Origin of the sequence: Pseudomonas flavescens (genome assembly GCF_013408425.1) — a bacterium.
GTDB classification, from domain to species: Bacteria; Pseudomonadota; Gammaproteobacteria; order Pseudomonadales; family Pseudomonadaceae; genus Aquipseudomonas; species Aquipseudomonas fulva_A.
Window position 1 is genome coordinate 4,573,079 of record NZ_JACBYV010000001.1, and the last position, 20,466, is coordinate 4,593,544.

A 20,466-nucleotide genomic window follows, 5' to 3' on the forward strand; every position below is an offset into this window, starting at 1 on the left:
CAATATCCCTATCGCTTGCCGAATTTACATAACCGCGAGTTACAGCGCCTGCATGCGCATCGGTGACACCAGCGCGGCCACGGCTGTAGAGTCGCCGCCTGACCATACCGGCCGCGACGGAAACACGATGCAGGAACACGACGTACGGATCGCCCAACTGCTGACCTTCTATCGCAGCGCCTACCTGGCCGACAGCCGTGACCTGAACCTCGACAATCTGGTCGCTCTGCCCGCCGAGCGCCGTGCCTGGCTGGACGGCCGCGAAGAGCTGGCCAGCGGCGCCCTGCCGCTGCTGGCACTGCCGCCGGGTATCGGCGCCGAGCTGGAGCGTCAGCAGCAGCTTTATCAGCGCGAGCTGCAACTGATCTACGGCGTACTGCCGGTATGCGGTCGGCTGAGCACGGGCACAGGGCCGGCCACCGCGTTCTGCGCTCCGCTGGTGTACTACGAGGCCAACCTGAGCAACGGCAGCGAAGGCGATGCGCACCTGCTGGCCATCGATACCGCGCAGCCTCTGGCGAACTGGCGGCTGCTGCGCCAGCTGCTGGCCGACGACGACAGCGGCTCGCTCGATGACCTGCCACTGGCCGATGCACCACTCGATGCTCACGGGCTCGGCGATCTGCTCGGCTGGATCAGCCGCCGCACCCGGGTTGCCGATGTGCTCGCCGCCAGTGGCTTTCCAGCCCTGGAGGACCAGCAGGCGGTGGACAAGGCGCTGCGTCGTCGCAGCCTGTCACTGCGCTCGGCGGCCATGGTCGCGCTGGTCCCGCGGGGCAGCGGCAGCCGTGGCATCGTCCACGAGTTGCAGCAATTGCAGGAGGGCAAGGACTGGTCTGCGCCATTGCGCCAACTGCTCGGGGCACCGGTGCCCAGCGCAAGCCAGGGCGCCAGCAGCCCTTACGCATTGCCGGCCCAGCTCAGCAACGCACAGAGCCAGGCCCTGGCCAACGCGGCTCGCTATCCGCTGAGCCAGGTATCCGGCCCACCCGGAACCGGCAAGAGTTACACCCTGGCTGCACTGGCCCTGGATCGTTATCTGCACGGTGAAACGGTATTGCTGGTCAGTCGCAGCGAGCAGGCGGTGCGGGTCATCGGGCAGAAGCTGCGTGAAGACTTCGGCCTGCGTGATGCGGTACTCGAGGGCGATGGCCGCAGCCTTCAGCAAAACCTGCGCGAGCGTCTGAGCAGCCTTTTGCAGGGCGAACTGACGCCAATCGATCAGGATGCGGAACGCCAACAGGAGCAGGCGCTGCGGCGCCTGATCGACGAAGAACGCCGTCTGGCAGCGGCGCTCGGCAAGCGTGGTGACCAGGCGCTGCGCTGGAGCCGGCTGATTCTGCGTGCCGATCGCGGCGCCCTGGGGTTCTGGCGTCGCCACCTGCTGTTGCCCTGGGTGCGTCGGCGCGTGCGTGACAGCGTACGGCCCTGGCTACTGCTCGATGAACTGCGCGAATGTCAGCAGCGCCGCGAGCGCCTCAGCCGCGATTACCTCAATACCCGCCGCACCTCGCGCCTGCAGCGTCTGCTGGCAACCGATCGGCAGTTGTTCGTGCAGTACAACCAGGCGATTCGCGCACGCCAGTCGCAACGCCAGCTGGCGCTGTTCGAGGACATCGATCCACAGCGGCTGCTGGCTGCCTTCCCTATCTGGGTGGTGACGCTGGATGAATTGCACCGCCTGCTGCCCCTGAAGGCCGGCCTGTTCGACGTGATGGTCATGGACGAAGCCACCCAGTGCGATATCGCCTCGGCGCTGCCGGCCTTCCAGCGCTGCCGTCGAGCGGTGATCACCGGGGACGCCAGGCAGTTGCGGCACCTGTCGTTCCTCTCGCGCAATCGTGAAACGCAACTGCTGCAGCGCTGCGGGTTGCCGGTCGACCAGCGCGAGCGCTGGAGCTACCGCGACAACAGTGTGCTGGATCTGGTTGGCCTGCACCTCCCCGAGCAGGCCGCGCTGACCTTTCTCGACGAGCACTTCCGCAGTCGCCCGGCACTGATCCGGTTCAGCAACCAGCGCTTCTACGACAGCCGCCTGCGGGTGATGAAGGAGCGCCCGGGGCTGAGCCACTGCGACAGTCTGCAACTGCAGCGCCTGCCTGGCGAACGCGGGCACAACGGCGTCAACGAACAGGAAGTGCAGCGCGTGCTGCAACTGATCGACGAACACATGAGCCGCTACGCCGACAGCCCGGTCAAACCGGCGATTGGCGTACTGTCGCCGTTTCGCGATCAGGTCGAGGCGATCCGTCAGGGTATCGCCGGCCTCGACCTGCAGCGCCTGCGCGACTTTCGCCTGCTGGTGGATACGCCCTACGGTTTTCAGGGCGAGGAACGCGACCTGATGATCATCAGCTTCGCCATCGATGCCAGCTCCAGCCAGGCCGCGGCCTATCTGAACCGCCAGGACATGTTCAACGTCGCCATCACCCGTGCCCGGGAGCGCCAGGTGCTGCTGTTCAGCGGCGACGAGCGTCAGTTACCGAGCGAACACCTGCTGCGCCGCTATCTGGAAAGCCTGGCCGATCAGGCGGTGGCGCCGCATGGCCAGCCCGACCAGGACGACTTCCAACGCGCCCTGTGCACGGCGCTGCAGGCGCAGGGCGTCTCCACCTGGACGCGTTATCCCCTGGCCGGCCTGCTTCTCGACGTATTCTGCCAGCGCGGCGACAAGTGCCTGGCCATCGACCTGATCGGCTTTCCGGGCGAAGGCGAGGGCTTCCTCGAGCTCGAGCGCTACCGTGTGCTGGCGCGCGCAGGCCTGGAAATCGTGCCACTGAGCTATGGCCTGTGGCGCCAGGAACCGGAGCTGGCCCTGCAGGCGCTGTTGCAGCGCCTCTAGGCGGAATCAGAAGCTGCTGCCCAGATTCAGGTACAGCGCCTTTTCGTTCTGGTCATTCAGCCCGTAGCTGAAGTTGAGCGGCCCCAGCGGCGTTTCGTAGCCGAGGAAAACGCTTGCCGCATTGATGTAGCCGCTGTCGAAGGCATTGTCGTTGTTCCACACCCGGCCGCGCTCCAGGGAGGCACCGAGGTAGATCGGGAAGTCCAGCGGCAGGAACGAGCGCGGCGTCATGCGCCGGTAGTACACCGCCCGTGCCAGGCTGATGTTCTGCCCCGCCAGGGCATCCTGACGGAAACCGGACAACTGCTGGGCGCCGCCCAGCTGAAAGCTCGAGGTGACCACCTCGGCGTCGTCCAGCGTGCGCCCGTAGCGGCCACCAAGCAGCAGGCTATGTGGCCCCTGGCTGAAGGCCTTGTCCAGTTTCAACTCCCATTGCCGATAGCGGTCGTCGGCACCGAGGCTGGCATCGTACTGGCGCAGGTGCAGGCCGATCTCTTCGCCGTCGTGGGGGAAGTCGACGTTGTCGAGGGTGTCGAAGGAGTACTGCATTTCGTAGTAGCCCTCGGTGAAGCTGAACTCCGGCTGATCGCGCTCGCCGATACGTACCTCCGCTTCCCCCCAGGCCTGGCCGATACCGAAACGGATCTCGCCGTTGTTGGCGATCTGCCGGCCCACATTGAGCCCGTAGCCGTAGCGTTGCACCCGGTATTCGGCGATCGGGTCATTGTCGAGCACGGCGTCGACGTTCCACGCTTCGGCATACAGGTTGGGCGCCACGAACCAGCGCGAACCGACGTCCAGCGGTTGGTAGAACTCGCTGTAAAGCTCCTGGCGATCGCCCAGTTGCACCCGGGTCAGCCATTCGGCACCCAGCCGGTTGATGCCGTTCTTGCGGAAGCTGGCGCCCAGATTGAAGACGCTGTCGCCATTGAAGTCGTCGGAGAGATTCAGGCCCAGGCGCAGGTAATCGGTGCCAGTGCGTTTCTCCCGCGCATCGATCACCAGGGTGTTTTCTCCCTCGTGGCTGACCACCCGGTACTGCACCCGCTCGAAGTAATCGAGACCGTACAGCGTGCCCATGTCACGCTGCAGCCCGGCCATGTCCAGAGGCTCGCCGAGGGGCTGGCGGATGTAGTTGCGGATCACCTCGTCGCCGACCTTGGAATCGTTATCCACCTGGATCGCGTTGATCACCGGGGTGCGCCGCTCGGCACTGCGCGCCAGCGTAAGGGCCGGGTTGCCGCCACTGCGTCGCACCAGCGGTGTCAGGCGTGGCTGCAACGCCTTTGCAGCCTGGTAGCCGGCTTCGATCAGTTCCTCGCCGCGGCCGAAATCGGTCACCCCGAAGGGCGCCATGTTCGGCTGCACCAGAACGTCGGTGGCCTGCAGCGTCGCCAACTGCTCTTCGGAATTGCGCCGGGTCATCATGGTGATCGACTGGTTGAGCACGTCGACCACGGTGAGCAGCTCTTTACGCGGCTTCAGCGGGGTGCCGATGTCCACCACGATGACCCGATCCACGCCCATGTCGCGGGCCACGTCCACGGGAATGTTGTCGACCATGCCGCCGTCGACCAGCAGGCGACCGTCCAGCTCGACCGGCGCGAAGACCGCCGGGATCGACATGCTGGCGCGGATCACCTGGGGCAGGTGACCGCTGCGAAAGACCACCTTCTGGTCGTTGGCGATGTCGGTGGCCACGGCACGAAAGGGAATGGGCAGGCGATCAAAGTCGCGCACGTCGCTGCTGCGCACCAGCAGGCGCTCGAGCAGCAGCGCCAGGTTCTGGCCCTGGATGACGCCCAGCGGCAGGCCCAGGCTGCCGTCGTCACGGAAGCTGAGACGCTGCTTGATGAGAAAGTCGCGGTCGTCCTGCTTGCGGCGGAAGGGCATATCGGTGCGCGGCGGATCGTCGGACAGCACCTGCCGCCAATCCATGTTCAGCGCCACGTCTTCCAGCTCGGCGATGCTGTAGCCCGACGCGTACAACCCACCGATCACCGCGCCCATGCTGGTGCCGGCGATGGCATCGATCTGCACGCCCTGCTCTTCCAGCGCCTTGAGCACACCGATATGGGCCAGCCCGCGCGCGGCACCACCGGACAGCACCAGGCCGACCTTGGGCTGCGCACTTTGCGCGACGGCGAACAGCGGGAAGAACAGGAGCAGCAGAACGAGCAGACGACGACGCATGGCACATCCCTGGCGGTGGGCGATCAGGACAAGGGCGCCATTATAGGAGCCTGATCAACAAGATGTGCGGCACACGACGCGGCTGTTCAGCTCACTCAGTGCAAGCGGTGCGATTCACCGGAGAACGGGTCGTGGAAACTGGCGATCTCGGACTGCAGCCGACGGTTCTCGCCATACGCCTCGATGGCGCGGCGGTAGCGCATGCGCTGCTCGTCGAGCAGCTTGCGCCGGGCTTTCACCACACTCTGTTCATGCTGTTGCGCTTCATCCACATGGCGAGCCATGGCAGGTCTCCAGGTTGAATAACGGGAGACCAGATTCAGCCAGTGCCATGACAGTTTGAGGGCAATGCGGTGACGCTGAGGTGAACTCAGGCGCCTTCTTCGTGATTCTTTATCGACTTCGCCGACAGCCGCAGACTGCGCAGGCTGCGCTTGACGCTCTTGAGGTGGTTGACCAGGCTCGGACCGCGGGCCATGGCCACGCCCATGGCGAGCACGTCGATCACCACCAGATGGGCGATGCGCGAGGCCAGCGGCGTGTAGATCTCGGTGTCTTCCTGCACATCGATGGCCAGGTTCACGGTAGCCAGATCAGCCAGCGGCGTCTGCCCCGGGCACAGGGCGATCAGCGAGGCACCGGCTTCACGCACCACGTTGGCAGTGGTCAGCAGATCCTTGGAGCGCCCGGACTGGGAGATGCACACCGCGACATCCGACGGCTTGAGGGTAATCGCCGACATCGCCTGCATATGCGGGTCGGAGTACGCCGCCGCATTGAGCAACAGGCGGAAGAACTTATGCTGGGCATCGGCCGCCACGGCACCGGACGCGCCAAAACCGTAGAACTCGATGCGCTGCGCCTGGGAGCACAGCCCGATGGCCTTCTCCAGTGCCACCGGATCGAGCTTCTCGCGCACCTCGATCAGGGTATGCAGCGTGGTGTCGAAGATCTTCATGCTGAAGTCGGCGACCGAATCGTCTTCATGGATGGCGAACTGACCGAAACTCGCACCAGCCGCCAGGCTCTGCGCCAGCTTGAGCTTGAGATCCTGAAAACCGCTGCAGCCGATGGCGCGGCAGAAGCGCACGATGGTTGGTTCGCTGATGCCCACGGAATGCGCCAGCTCCGCCATGGAACTGTGCATCACCGCCGCAGGATCGAGTAGCACATGATCGGCCACCTTGAGTTCCGACTTGCGCAGGAGGTGGCGTGACTGGGCAATGTGCTGCAACAAATTCACTGGCAGAGACTCGACTGAAAAGTGATGAAGACGCCGGCTGGACTTTAGAGGTGTCACGACTCGGTTATGATCGAGATGCGCCGGGGGTGTAGTGTGCTTGTAGTTATACTACAAGGCTGACGCCCTCGCACGGACAAACCGATTCGGAGTTCCCATGCTGAGCAATTCCTGTGACATGCTGGTTTTCGGCGGCACTGGCGATCTGGCCCTGCACAAACTGCTGCCTGCGCTTTATTACCTGCATCGCGACGGTCGCCTGCATCGCGACACCCGTATTCTCGCCCTGGCCCGCAGCAATCACGCGCGCGCGGCCTACCAGGCCCTCGCCGAGCGCCACTGCCGCGTACAGGTGGCACGCGCCGACTTCGATGAGCAAACCTGGCAAGCGTTCGCCGAGCGTCTCGACTACTTCGTCATGGACGCCTCGCAAAGCGCCGACTTCGGCCGCCTGGCCAAGTACCTGGGCAATGATCGGGAACGGGTGAGGGTCTACTACCTGGCCACCGCGCCCAATCTGTTCGAAGACATCGCCTCGCACCTCAAGGTTGCAGGCCTGGCCGGCCCCCGCGCACGCATCGTGCTGGAAAAGCCCATCGGCCATTCACTGCAATCGGCCCTGGAGATCAACACGGGAATCGGGGCGGTTTTCGACGAACCCCAGGTGTTTCGCATCGACCACTACCTGGGCAAGGAAACCGTGCAGAACCTGATGGCGCTGCGCTTCGCCAACGCCCTGTTCGAGCCCGTGTGGCGCGCCGGGCACATCGACCACGTGCAGATCAGCGTCTGCGAGACCCTGGGCGTGGAAAACCGCGGCGCCTATTACGACCAGGCCGGGGCGATGCGCGACATGGTGCAGAACCATCTGCTGCAGCTGCTTTGCCTGGTGGCCATGGAAGCCCCGGTGCGCTTCGACGCCGAGTCGGTGCGCAACGAGAAGGTGAAGATTCTCGAAGCATTGAAGCCCATCACCGGCCTCGACGTGCGCGACAAGACCGTACGCGGCCAGTACGCCGCCGGCAGGATCGGCGGCCAGGAAGTGCCTGCCTATTACTTCGAGAAGAACGTCGACAACGACAGCGACACCGAAACCTTCGTCGCCGTGCAGGCCGAGATCAACAACTGGCGCTGGGCAGGCGTGCCCTTCTACCTGCGCACCGGCAAGCGGCTGGCGCGCAAGACGTCGGAAATCCTCATCCAGTTCAAGCCGGTCCCCCACCAGTTGTTCGGTAATGGCGAAGCCAACCAGTTGCTGATCCGCCTGCAGCCCGAGGAACGCATCAGCCTGCAGCTGATGGCCAAGAACCCCGGCAAGGGCATGCACCTGAAACCGGTCGAGCTGGACCTCAACCTGGCCGATGCCTTCAACAAACAACGACGCTGGGATGCGTACGAGCGCCTGTTGCTGGATGTCATCGAAGGTGATTCGACGCTGTTCATGCGCCGTGACGAAGTGGAAGCCGCCTGGCAATGGATCGATCCGATCATCAAGGGCTGGAATCAGCATTATCAGAGCCCACGCCCTTATCCTGCCGGCAGTAACGGGCCAGAACAATTGCAGCACTTGCTGGAGCGGCATGGCCGCGAATGGATCGAATGATCGAGAACGGCCAGTTATCGATCATTCATTAACCGTTGGTAAGCAAAGTTGTAACTCCGAATACCGATACTGCCTGTAAGCCATTGGCCATTATATTGCGCCGTCTCAGTCCATCCCCGATCAAAACAATTGAACCTTATATAAATGCCGCTGTTGCAGCGGCATAGTTCAGAAATGACTCTTTTTCAAAAGAAAACTGCATATTCATTTCTCGACTAAAAATTTCGCCAATAGAAATTTAAAAAATAAACAACCAAAACATATACTTGGGATTTTCATTATAAAAATCTGGCATTAATCCGTTGGTATTAAATAGCTTTAGGGCCTAAAAATACCGGAACACTATTCCAAAAAAGTATCACTTCTCTCTACATGCTTGCGATTCGACCGCTAGGTTTAAGTAGCGGTCGTCTTATCTGGTGCAACTGAAGTACGGGTTACTCCCGAAGTGAAGTCAGGAATTCGATGGAAGTCGAAAGTTAAGGATTGGGAGAAATCTTCATGGCTGTACAGGCTAAGGTCGCCCCTATTGACCAGCAAGTCGCTCAAGCAACCGAGCGCACTGTCAGCAACACGTTACCGCTAAGTCAGAGCAGCAACGTCGCACTGAATATCGCTCCGGAATCCGTCGCCAGTTACAGCCGTGAAGGCATGGATCTGGTCGTGCAGATGCAGGATGGGGAAGTACTGCGGATCAGTAATTTCTATTCACCCGTCGAACAGCCAAGCCAGCTGTTCCTGGTGGGTGAGGAAGAGCAACTGATCGCGGTAGACCTCTCGCAAGCCGCCTCCGACGGCATCCTCGCCGCGTCCTATGCATCGGAAACCACCCTGTCCGGATTCACCTCGCTGACGTCCGCGGCGGCAACCACCGGCGGCGCCCTGGGTCTGGGCACCGCTGCGCTCATCGGTGGCGTGGCGATCGCCGGTGGTGTGGTGGTGGCCGATGAGATCAGCAGCAGAGACAGCAACAACGACAACGGCGGCGCAACCCCGGTCGCCCCATCCGCTGCGAGCAGCCTGCAGGTCAGTGCGGACGGCCGCCTGCTGACCGGCAGCGCCGAAGCTGGCACGACCGTGCGAGTGGATGTGAACGGCGATGGCAACGTCGACTACACCGCCACGGTGGATAACGACGGGCGCTTCGTGGTGTCGTTCGTACCGCCGCTGACCAACGGCGAGGCGGTCAGCGTGGTGGTGGTCAATGCGGCGGGCGCTACCAGCCCCGCAGCGCAGGTGGCCGCACCCGACATCAGCGCACCGGACCCGGCCAGCCAGTTGCAGGTGTCTGCCGAAGGGGATGTGCTGACTGGGCTCGCCGAGCCTGGCGCGCGCGTCGAGATCGATCTGAATGGTGACGGCATCGCCGACAGCTTCGCCATCGCCGGGCCCGACGGGCGCTTCACGTTCACCCTGAACCCACCGCTGGTAGCTGGCGAGACCATCGCGGTATGGGTCATCGATGGCGCGGGCAATCAGGGCCAGACGGCGACCATCGCCGCGCCGAACGTGCTGGCACCTGAAGCCCCGACGGTCGAGCCAAGCAATGGTGCTCAACTGACAGGCACCGCGCCGCCGGACGCGACAGTGGAGTTCACCAACCCAGATGGCTCGTTGCTCGGCCAGACCACTGCCGATGCCAATGGCAACTGGACGTTCACTCCGAACGTCCCCTGGGCGGACGGTGCCCTAGTCGACATGTCGGTGATCAACGTGCAGGGCATTCGCTCACCGATCATCCGTATCGTGATCGATCGGAGCCCTCCCGACGCGCCCACCGTAGAGGTCAGCAATGGCACCTTGCTGAGCGGCACGGCGGAAGCCAACAGCACCATCACCCTGACCATCGGCAGCAACCCAGCGGTAACGGTCACCACCGACGCCAGTGGGCTCTGGTACTACAGCCCGGCTGTGGCGCTGGCCGATGGAACGCTAGTCAGCGTGGTCGCAACCGACCGGGCTGGCAACAGCAGCCCGCCCACCGCCCTGACCATCGATGCCAGCCCGCCGCTGGCGCCACAGATCGGCAACAGCAACGGCGTGGTTTTCAGCGGCACGGCCGAGGCCGGCAGCACCCTGATACTGAGCGCCGCTGGCGCCGTGATTGGCCAGACCCTGGTAGACGCCAACGGCAACTGGAGCTTCACCGCCAGCCCACCTGTCGCCAATGGCATCCTGGTCAGCGCTGCGGCACGCGATGCCGCAGGCAATACCGGCCCTGCCGACTCGGTGACCGTCGACGACGCACTGCCCAATGCCCCGGTCATCACCGCGAGCAACGGTACGGTCATTGCCGGCACCGCTGATGCCGGCAGCATCATCATCGTCAGAGACGCCAATGGCGGCCTTATCGGCCAGACCACAGCCAATGGCAGCGGCGCCTGGTCGATCACGCCAGCGGTGCCTCTGGCCAATGGCTCGGTGATCAACGCCATCGCCCAGAACGCCCAGGGCGACAGCGCCAGCACCACCATCGCCGTCGATGCCGCGCCGCCCCAAGCGCCCGTGGTGCAGCCCAGCAACGGCGAAGTGCTGACGGGGACGGCCGAAGCCGGCGCAAAGATCATCCTGATCTACAGCAATGGCCAACTGATCGGGCAGACCTCTGCCGATGCGGACGGTAACTGGAGTTTCATCCCCACCACGCCACTGAGCGACGGGACCAGCATCGAGGTGACGGCGCGTGACGCCGTCGGCAATACCAGCCTTCCAGCCACCGTGGTCATCGACCGCGATCCGCCGACCATTCCGACGCTCGATGCAACCGATGGCATCACTATCAGCGGCTCCGCCGAAGCCGGCAGCACGGTGACCGTCAGCGGCCCGGGCGGGGTGATCATCGGAGCAACCATCGCCGACGCCAACGGCAACTGGAGCATCACGCCAACCCAACCCCTCGGCCATGACACCCCGATCAGCGTGAGCGCCCGTGACCAGGCCGGCAACGTCAGCGTACCGGCCACCGGCGTGGTGGACGCAGAAGCGCCACAAGCGCCCACGCTCGCACCTTCGCGAGGCAACGCACTGAGTGGCACCGCCGAACCCGGCAGTACGGTCATCATCACCATCGGCAACGAGCCCGCCGTGCAGGTGAGCGTGGGCAACGATGGAAACTGGACTTACCTGCCAGGCCAACCCATTGCCAATGGCACCCCGGTCACGGTGGTGGCACAGGACCCCAGCGGCAATAGCAGTACACCGGTCAGTGGCAGTGTCGACAGCCAGCCTCCGGCAGCGCCCGTGGTGCACCCCAGCAACGGCGACATTCTGAGCGGCACCGCCGAGCCGGGCAGCACCGTGACCGTCACCACCCCAGGCAACCCCGAGCAGACGGCGACAACCGATGCCAATGGCAACTGGACGGTCACCCCGACCAGCCCATTGCCCAATGGCGCATCGGTGGCAGTGACCGCCACCGATGCGGCGGGCAATCAGAGCACCGCTGGCGGAACCATCATCGATATCGCGCTGCCGGCACGCCCAACCATCGCCCCCAGCAACGGCAGCGCGCTCAGCGGTACCGCAACGGCCGGGGCGACCGTGGTGCTGACTGGCGCAGGCGGTGTCGCCATCGGCCAGACCAGCGCCGATGCGAACGGGGTCTGGAACTTCAGCCCGGCCGCGCCACTGGCCAACGGCACCAGCGTCAGCGCTACGGTCAACGCCAATGGCGTGAGCAGCGCACCGGCGATCACCGTGATCGACAGCATCGCGCCGGCCACGCCGACCATCCAGCCAAGCGACGGCAGCCTGCTGACCGGAACCGCCGAAGCCGGTAGCACGCTGATTCTGACCGGCCCGGGTGGCACCAGCATCGGCCAGGCCACTGCCAATGATCAGGGCGTGTGGACATTCCAACCGGGTACGGCACTGGCCAACGGCACGCTGGTGAGCGTTGTCGCTCGTGATGCCGCCGGTAACCAGAGCGCAGCAGCCACGACCACCACCGATGGCGTCGCCCCGCAGACGCCCACCCTGTTGCCCAGCAGCGGCACCCTGTTGAGCGGAACCGCGGAAGCAGGCAGTACGCTGATCGTCAGCGACGCCAATGGTCGGGTCATTGGTCGAGCCACCGCCGATGCGAATGGCAACTGGACTCTGGCGCCGTCCCCCGCGTTGGCCGACAACGCGCAGATCAGCGTGGTCGCGCGCGATGCGGCCGGCAATACCAGTCCATCGGCAAGCGTGATCATCGATGCGAGCGCACCCGCCGCTCCGCTTCTCGATCCAAGCAATGGCCGTGTACTGAGCGGTAGCGCAGAGCCAGGCAGCACCCTGACCATCAGGGATCTGGCCGGCAACCTGATAGCCGAAACGGTGGTGGGCGCAAATGGCACCTGGAGCATCCCCCTCGCCACGCCGATACCCAACGCCGCGCAGATCCGGGTCATCGCCACGGACGCCAGCGGCAACGCCAGCCCGGCCGCGTCGCTGACGATCGATAGCGTCGCCCCCGCAGCCCCCACCGTCGCCCTGAGCAATGGCAGTGAAATCAGCGGCAGCGCCGAGCCGGGAAGTACCGTGATCCTCACCGGAGCTGGCGGCGCCAGCATCGGCCAGGTCACTGCAGACGCCAATGGCAACTGGACCTTCATACCCACCGGCGCAATCGGCAATGGCACCCAGGTCAGCGTGGTCGCCCGCGATGCCGCCGGCAACACCAGTGCGGCCAGCAGCGTCACCATCGACAGCCAGGCACCGAACGCACCGAGCGTGGGGCCCAGCAACGGCACACTGCTCAGCGGCACCGGCGAAGCGGGGACCCTTCTGATCATCAGCGTCGGCGGCGCCGTCATCGGTCAGACCCTGGTCGCCGCTGACGGCACCTGGAGCTTCACGCCGCCCGCTGCATTGCCCGATGGCACCGCGATCAGCATCGTCGCGCGGGATGCCACCGGCAACCAGAGCGCCTCGGTGGGTGTCACAATCGATGCTCTGACCCCCGCCACCCCGGTGATTCAACCCAGCAACGGCAGCTTCCTCAGCGGTAGCGCTGAAGCGGGCAGTACCGTCCTCATCACCGGGCCGGGTGGCGTCGTCATCGGCCAGACCATCGCAGACGGCAACAATACTTGGGCATTCACGCCAACCAACCCGTTGCTCGACGGCACTCAGGTCACCGTGGTCGCCCGTGACAGTGCCGGCAACACCAGCGCTCCTGCTGCCGTGATCGTCGATGCGGTCGTCCCGGCAACACCCACCCTGGCCCCGAGCGATGGCAAGACCCTGCTCAGCGGTACTGCCGAACCCGGAACCACACTGTTGCTCACCATCGGCACCGCGCCAGCGATTGAAGTCGGTGTCGACTCGAACGGCGTCTGGACCTATCCCCTGAGCGCCCCGCTGGCAGACCTGACCCCCGTTCGCGCGGTGGCTCGCGATGCTTCCGGCAATTTCAGCCCTGTAGCAACCATCGAGATCGATGCCGCGGCACCCGGTTCACCGGTGATCGTGGTGGGTACCAGCACGTTGCTGAGCGGCACTGCCGAAGCCGGCAGCACGGTCAGCATCAAGCTGCTGGTCAACGGCCAGCAGACCGAAATCGGCAGCGTGGTGGCCGATGCCCAAGGCAACTGGTCGTTCTCGCCCACACCGCCCAACACCCTGATCGACGGAAACCAGATTCAGGTCACGGCGACCGATGCAGCAGGCAACATCAGCCAGCCCTCCGCCATCGTCACCATCGATACCAATGCGCCCCTGCAACCCAGCATCGACGCCAGCAATGGCAGTAGCTTCAGTGGTATCGCCGAAGCCGGCAGCATCGTCATCATCACCGGCCCCGGCGGTGTGCTCATCGGCCAGGCCACCGCGGACGTCGACGGCGGCTGGACGTTCAGCCCGGCCAATCCGCTTCTCGATGGCACGCCAGTCACCGTGGTCGCCCGTGATGCCAGCGGTAACACCAGCCCATCGGCAACCGTCACCGTCGATGCCATCGCGCCGGGCGCACCGACGATTTCTCCCAGCGACGGCAGGACCACCCTCAGCGGCACCGCCGAGCCGGGCAGCACGCTGCTGCTCGGCATCGGAGGGGCTGCCGCGATTGAAATACCCGTAGACCAAGGCGGCAACTGGTCCTATGCACTGAATCCTGCGCTGGGTAATGGCATCACCATCACCGTGAGCGCTCGCGATGCAGCCGGCAATACCGGTCCGGCAGCATCCACCACCATCGACAACCTGGCGCCCGATGCTCCTGATCTGTATCCAAGCAACGGGCTGGAACTGAGCGGTACGGGCGAACCCGGCACCACGATCACCGTAACCAGCCCGGCGGATCTCAATCTGCAAGCGACGGTCGACGCCAATGGCAACTGGACGATCCCGCTGGGCACGCCACTGCCCGACAACACCTCGGTTTCGGTCATCGCCACCGATGCGGCAGGCAACCAGAGCGGTCCTGCAACGATCAGCGTGGAAGCCGACCTGCCAGCACGGCCTACCATCGATCCGAGTAACGGCCTGCAACTGAGCGGAACGGCCCCACTGGGCACCACGGTAATACTCACCGCTGCCGATGGCACCTCCATCGGCCAGGCCAGCGTGAACGCTCAAGGTGAATGGAGCTTCACTCCCCCCGCGGCGCTGCCCAACGGCGCCGTGGTCACCGCAGTCGCCAACGATGGCGTGAACGACAGCGCGCCTGCCACGAGCATCATCGATAGCATCGCCCCGGCAGCGCCGACGATCGACCCGAGCAATGGCAGCCTGCTCAGCGGCACCGCCGAAGCCGGCAGTACCGTGATCCTCAGCGGCAGTGGCGGTATCGGCATTGGCCAGGTCATCGCCGATGCGAATGGAAACTGGACATTCACGCCGGGCGCGGCGCTGAGCAACGGCACCCTGGTGACCGCCGTAGCCCGCGACGCCGCTGGCAACACCAGCGCTTCGGCCAGCACCACCATCGACAACGTCGCCCCCGATGCGCCTACCCTCGATCCGAGCAATGGAACCCTGCTCTCGGGTACCGCGCAGGCCGGTATCAGCCTGATTGTCACCGATGCCAACGGTCGGGTGATCGGCCAGACCACCGCCGATGCGAATGGCAACTGGTCCCTGAGCCCTTCCCCGGCGCTGGCCAATGCCAGCGTGGTCACGGTGGTGGCCCGTGACGTCGCCGGCAACATCAGCGCCCCGGCCAGCACGGCCGTGGATGCCGTGGCACCCGGCGTCCCAACCCTGCAATCGAGCAATGGCATTACGTTCAGTGGCAGCGCCGAGGCTGGCAGCACGGTCATCATCACCGGTGCCGCTGGTGCCGTCATCGGCCAGGTCGTTGCCGACGCCCAGGGCAACTGGACATTCACGCCGCCCACGGCAATCGCCAACGGCACAGTGGTGACCGTGGTCGCCCGGGACGCCGCCGGCAATACCAGCGGGGCGATCACCAGCACCATCGACGCGGTCGCGCCCAATCCCCCCACCATCGGCGCCAGCAACGGCACGCAGCTGAGTGGCACCGCCGAAGCGGGAGCCACGGTGATTCTCACTGGCTCGGGTGGCGTCGCCATCGGCCAGGTCATTGCCGACGCCAACGGCAACTGGGCGTTCACGCCGGGCAGTGCATTGGCCAACGGCACCGTGGTCACGGCGGTGGCTCGCGATGCCGCCGGCAATACCAGCGGTCAGGCAGCCACCATCATCGATGCGCTGGCACCGGCCACACCGACGATCGATGCCAGCAATGGCACGCAGCTTGGCGGTAGCGCCGAAGCAGGCAGCACGGTGGTGGTCACGGATGCCAACGGGCGCATCATCGGCCAGGCCACCGCAACGGCCGATGGAACCTGGACACTCACGCCCTCGCCTGCACTGCCCAATGGCGCGCTGATCAGCGCAGTCGCCCGGGATGCCGTGGGCAATACCAGCGCCGCAGTCAGCACCACCATCGACAGTGTCGCCCCGGTTGCACCCACCATTTCGCCCAGCAACGGCATCGAGCTCAGTGGCACCGCGGAAGCCGGCAGCACGGTGATCATCACCGGCCCGGGCGGCAGCATCATCGGCCAGACCTCGGCGAACGCGGGCGGCACCTGGAGTTTCACACCCACGACGGCGGTGCCGAACGGCACTCAGGTCAGCGTGGTGTCCCGGGATGCGGCGGGCAATACCAGCCCATCGGCGAGCACGGTCATCGACTCGCAGGTGCCGGATCACCCCACCGTGAATCCGAGCAATGGCGTGCTGCTGAGCGGTACTGCCGAAGCCAACAGCACGGTGATCATCACCGGCCCGGGCGGCGCCGCAATCGGCACCACCACGGCCAATGCCAGTGGCAACTGGAGCTTCACGCCCGCCTCGGCGCTGGCCAACGGCACGTTGGTCACTGTGGTGGCCCGCGACGCACTGGGCAACCAGAGCGCCCCAGCCAGCACGCTGATCGACAGCATCGCGCCCTCCGCGCCTCTGATCAGTCCAAGCAATGGTCTGGTCATCAGCGGCAGCGCCGAAGCCGGTAGCACGGTGACCGTACGGGTGGCCGGCAACAGCATCGGTACCGCTCTGGCGGACGCCAACGGCAACTGGTCACTGACCCCGGGCACGGCGCTGAGCAATGCCACGCAGATCAGTGCCACGGCCACCGACGTGGCAGGCAACGTCAGCACCGCCGCCACTGCGACGGTCGATGCACAGGCACCCGGAGCGCCAACCATCGGTGCCAGCAACGGCGTCATCCTGAGCGGGACGGCAGAGGCCGGCAGTACGGTGATCATCACCGGCGCTGGCGGCGTCGCCATTGGTCAGGCGCAGGTCGACGCTGCGGGCAACTGGTCGTTCATCCCCCCCGTGGCACTCACCAACACCACCCAGGTCACCGTGGTGGCGCGCGATGCGGCGGGCAACACCGGGCCATCCGCGAGCCTGGTGATCGATACCGTGGCGCCCGTCGTGCCGACCGTGCAACCGAGCAATGGCGTGTCGCTGACCGGTACTGCCGAGGCCGGCAGTACCGTGATCCTCACCGGCCCTGGTGGGGTGGTCATCGGTCAGACCATCGCGGGGCCAGGCGGGGCCTGGAGCTTCAGCCCACAAACGCCGCTGCAGCACGGCGCCCAGATCAGCGTCAGCGCCCGGGATGCGGCAGGCAACACGGGAGCGTCCGCCAGCGTCAGCATCGACGCCGTGGCACCTGTTGCACCAACCATCGACGCCACCAATGGCGTCTTGCTGCGGGGTACCGCAGAGGCTGGCAGTACCGTCATCCTCACCACCGCCAATGGCAGCCCCCTCGCGACGCTCACCGCCGATGCCAATGGCGCCTGGAGCCTGACGCCGGGCACGGCACTGGGCCACGGCACCCTGGTAACCGTTGTGTCGCGGGATGCGGCAGGCAACCTCAGCGCCTCGGCCAGCACCAGTGTCGACGCCATCGCGCCTCAGACGCCCTTCATCGCCGCCAGCAATGGTGTCGATCTGAGTGGTACCGCAGAGGCGGGCAGCACGGTGCGGTTGAGCGTAGGGGGCGTACAGATCGCCCAGGTCATCGCCGATGCCAACGGCAACTGGCATTTCACCCCGCCCCTGGCGCTGCCGGACAACACGCTGGTCACCGCGATCGCCGTAGACGCCGCAGGTAACACGAGTGGCTCGGCTAGCGTGACGGTGGACGACTCCGGACCGGACCTGCCCGTCGTCGAGCCCAGCAACGGCAGCCTGCTCAGCGGTAGCGCTGAACCGGGCAGCACCATCACCGTCAGTGTCGGCGGCCAGCAACTCGGCCAGACCATCGCCGATCCGATCACCGGAAACTGGGTGCTGCCGGTTTCACCGGCCATCGCCAATGGCACCTCGGTCAGCGTCACCGCCACCGATGCCACCAACAATGTCAGCGCGCCGGCGATCATCGTCATCGACAGCGTGCCGCCAGCGGTGCCAACCATCCAGGCCAGCAATGGCACCCTGCTGACCGGCACGGCCGAAGCGGGCAGTACGGTGATCCTCACCGGTCCCGGGGGTGTGCCAATCGGTATCACCACCGCCACTGCCAGCGGCAGTTGGAGCCTCAACCCCGGTACACCGCTGGCCAATGGCACCCAGGTGACCGTGGTCGCCCGGGATGCAGCCAACAACACCAGCCCATCGGCCAGCGTCACCGTCGATGCGGTAGCGCCTGCGGCCCCGACCATCCTGGCCAGCAACGGCACGCTGCTGAGCGGTAGCGCAGAGGTGAACAGCACGGTCATTCTCACCGGCCCGGGCGGCGTGCAGATCGGCACCACCACTGCCAATGGCAGCGGCGCCTGGTCGTTCTCGCCCAGCCCGGCGCTGGCCAACGGCGTGGTGGTAACGGCGATAGCCAGAGATGCCGCCGGCAACAACAGCGGCTCGGTCAGTACCACCATCGATGCCGTGGCACCGGTAGCGCCGACCATTCAGCCGAGCAATGGTGCCCTGCTCAGCGGCACGGCGGAAGCCGGCAGCACGGTGCTACTGACTGGCGCAGGAGGTGCACCGATCGGCACGGCGCTCACCAACGCCAGCGGCAACTGGAGCTTCGCGCCGGGTAGTACGCTGAGCAATGGCACCGTGGTCAAGGCGGTGGCCCGCGACGCCGCTGGCAATACCAGCGGCTCGATCAGCACCACCATCGATGGCGTCGCACCCGTAGCGCCAACCATTCAACCCAGCAAGGGCACCCTGCTGACCGGTACTGCCGAAGCAGGCAGTACCGTGATCCTCACCGGCCCGGGCGGCGCCGCGCTCGGTCAAACCACCGCCAATGCCGGCGGCGCCTGGAGCTTCACACCCGCAGCGCCGCTGGCCAACGGCACCACGGTGACCGTGGTTGCGAGGGATGCAGCGGGCAATACCAGCACTGCAGCGACCACCAACATCGACAGCCAGGCACCCAACGCGCCAAGCAACCTGTTCGTTACCGCGGACGGCACGCTGCTCACCGGCAACGCCGAGGCCGGCAGCCAGGTGCGTATCGTGGTCAATGGCAACGTCGCCAATCCGATCACGGTGACGGCCACCGCAGCGGGTACCTTCGCCGCCATACTGATCCCGGCACTGGTGGCCGGCCAGCCCATCGGCGTGACGGCCATCGACGCGGCGGGTAACGTCAGCGCATCGGCGGGCACCAACGCGCCCAACCTGTCAGCGCCGACCATCAGCGTTGCCGAGGCGGCCGATACTTACATCAATGCTGCCGAAGCGGCGGATGGCATCCAGGTGCGCGTTGGCCTGGCCACCGGCGTGCGCGCCGGTGACGTGGTCACCGTCACCTACACCGGCACGGGTGGTTACCAGTTCAATCAGGCCCATACCGTGACCGCCGCCGAGGCTCTGGCAGGCAGCGCCGTGGTGTCGGTCGTGCCACCCGCTGGCAGCTTCCCCCAAGGGGCGGCTTCGGTGACGGCGCATGTCAACAATGGCGCCAACTCCCAGGCGGCGAACTTCACCGTCGATACAATCGCGCCGTCCTCTCCGGTGCTCGGTCTGGTCGGTAACCTGCTGACCATTTCCGGTGAGCCGAACAGTGAACTGACGGTCCGTATCGACCTGGGCGGTACGGTGGCCACCGCCACGGTCACCGCCAACAACGCGGGCCTGGCCTCGGTGAATCTGCTCACCGGGCTGAACATCGGCCTGAGCTACGACCAACTGCTCAGCGCCCAGGTTTCGGTGTCCGCCAGGGATCAGGCGGGCAACCAGAGCAACGTCGCGACCCTGGGCCTGGGTACCAGCCTGCAGCAGCAACCCATCACCCTGGGCAACCTGGCCGTGGACGCCAATCTCAATCTGCTCAATCTTCCCGCTGCCCGGCTGGGCGTCAGCGGCAAGACCGTGGCGGGTGCCGCACTGGCCGTCGAAGTGCTGACCCCGGTCGGCTACATCGGCGTCGCCCCGCTGGCTGCCGACGCCAATGGCAATTTCTCGCTCAACTTGCTCAGCCCCACGGTGCTCAGCCAGCTCGGTCTGTCGCTCACCAACATCCTCAACCTCGGCGGCGATCTGGCGCTGCGCATCACCGCCACTTCCGCGGGCAAGACCAGCGGCGTGTACACCGTCGACCTCGACCCACTGGGCCTGCTCGGCCTGACCATCGGCAGCGTGCGGGTCGATGGCACGGCAGCGGACGACATCCTCTCCGGTAACGCGACCATCGCCGGCGAGCGGATCTTCGCCGGGCTCGGCAATGACCTGATCCTCAATGTCGGCTCCGGCGACCGGGTGGACGCAGGCGCAGGCAACGACACCATTCAGATCAAGGCCACCAACTTCGGCAACGTCGATGGCGGGACCGGTTTCGACACGGTGGTCTTCGATGGCGGGATCGACATCAACTACGGGGCCGCGGGAATCGGCACCTTCAGCAACATCGAGCGCATCGATCTCGGTACCGGTGATTCGGGCAGCACGCTGACCCTCACCGCAGCCGCCGTCGACGCCATGACCGATTCGAGAAACACCCTGCAGATCACCGGCGAAAGCAATGACGTGCTCAACCTCACGGCCAGCGCGCTGAAAACCGGGGCGCAGCAGATCGACGGCATCACCTACGACGTCTATACCTACGGAAGCACCACGCTGCTGGTGGAAGAGAATACGGTACAGGTCGTGGTCAGTTGATAGGGAAGC

The 20,466-nt window shown here is 65.3% G+C and carries 6 protein-coding genes; 3 read left to right on the forward strand and 3 right to left on the reverse strand.

Features of this window, described 5'->3' with window-relative positions:
- Nucleotides 1-127 precede the first annotated feature (127 nt).
- Nucleotides 128-2,842: a DEAD/DEAH box helicase gene (locus FHR27_RS20515; protein WP_042555853.1), complete on the forward strand. Its 2,715-nt coding sequence runs from the start codon at nucleotides 128-130 to the stop codon at nucleotides 2,840-2,842.
- Between the two features lie 6 nt (nucleotides 2,843-2,848).
- On the opposite strand, the gene FHR27_RS20520 is transcribed toward FHR27_RS20515, so the two are convergent.
- The 3 genes from FHR27_RS20520 to hexR all read right to left on the reverse strand — a co-directional run bounded on the left by FHR27_RS20520 (nucleotide 2,849) and on the right by hexR (nucleotide 6,278).
- Entirely contained in the window at nucleotides 2,849-5,035 is a 2,187-nt protein-coding gene (locus FHR27_RS20520; RefSeq protein ID WP_042555852.1) for a patatin-like phospholipase family protein, read from the reverse strand.
- A gap of 95 nt (nucleotides 5,036-5,130) precedes the next feature.
- Entirely contained in the window at nucleotides 5,131-5,319 is a 189-nt protein-coding gene (locus FHR27_RS20525) for a PA3496 family putative envelope integrity protein (protein ID WP_042555851.1), read from the reverse strand.
- Nucleotides 5,320-5,405: 86 nt separating this feature from the next.
- Complete coding sequence (hexR, locus tag FHR27_RS20530) at nucleotides 5,406-6,278, reverse strand: transcriptional regulator HexR (protein WP_179539417.1); 873 nt, start codon at nucleotides 6,276-6,278, stop codon at nucleotides 5,406-5,408.
- Nucleotides 6,279-6,432: 154 nt separating this feature from the next.
- On the opposite strand from hexR, the gene zwf reads away from it, so the two are divergent.
- Nucleotides 6,433-7,878, forward strand: coding sequence for a glucose-6-phosphate dehydrogenase (gene zwf, locus FHR27_RS20535; protein WP_179539418.1), 1,446 nt, complete (start codon nucleotides 6,433-6,435; stop codon nucleotides 7,876-7,878).
- Nucleotides 7,879-8,379: 501 nt separating this feature from the next.
- Entirely contained in the window at nucleotides 8,380-20,457 is a 12,078-nt protein-coding gene (locus tag FHR27_RS20540; RefSeq protein ID WP_179539419.1) for an Ig-like domain-containing protein, read from the forward strand.
- Nucleotides 20,458-20,466: the final 9 nt, after the last annotated feature.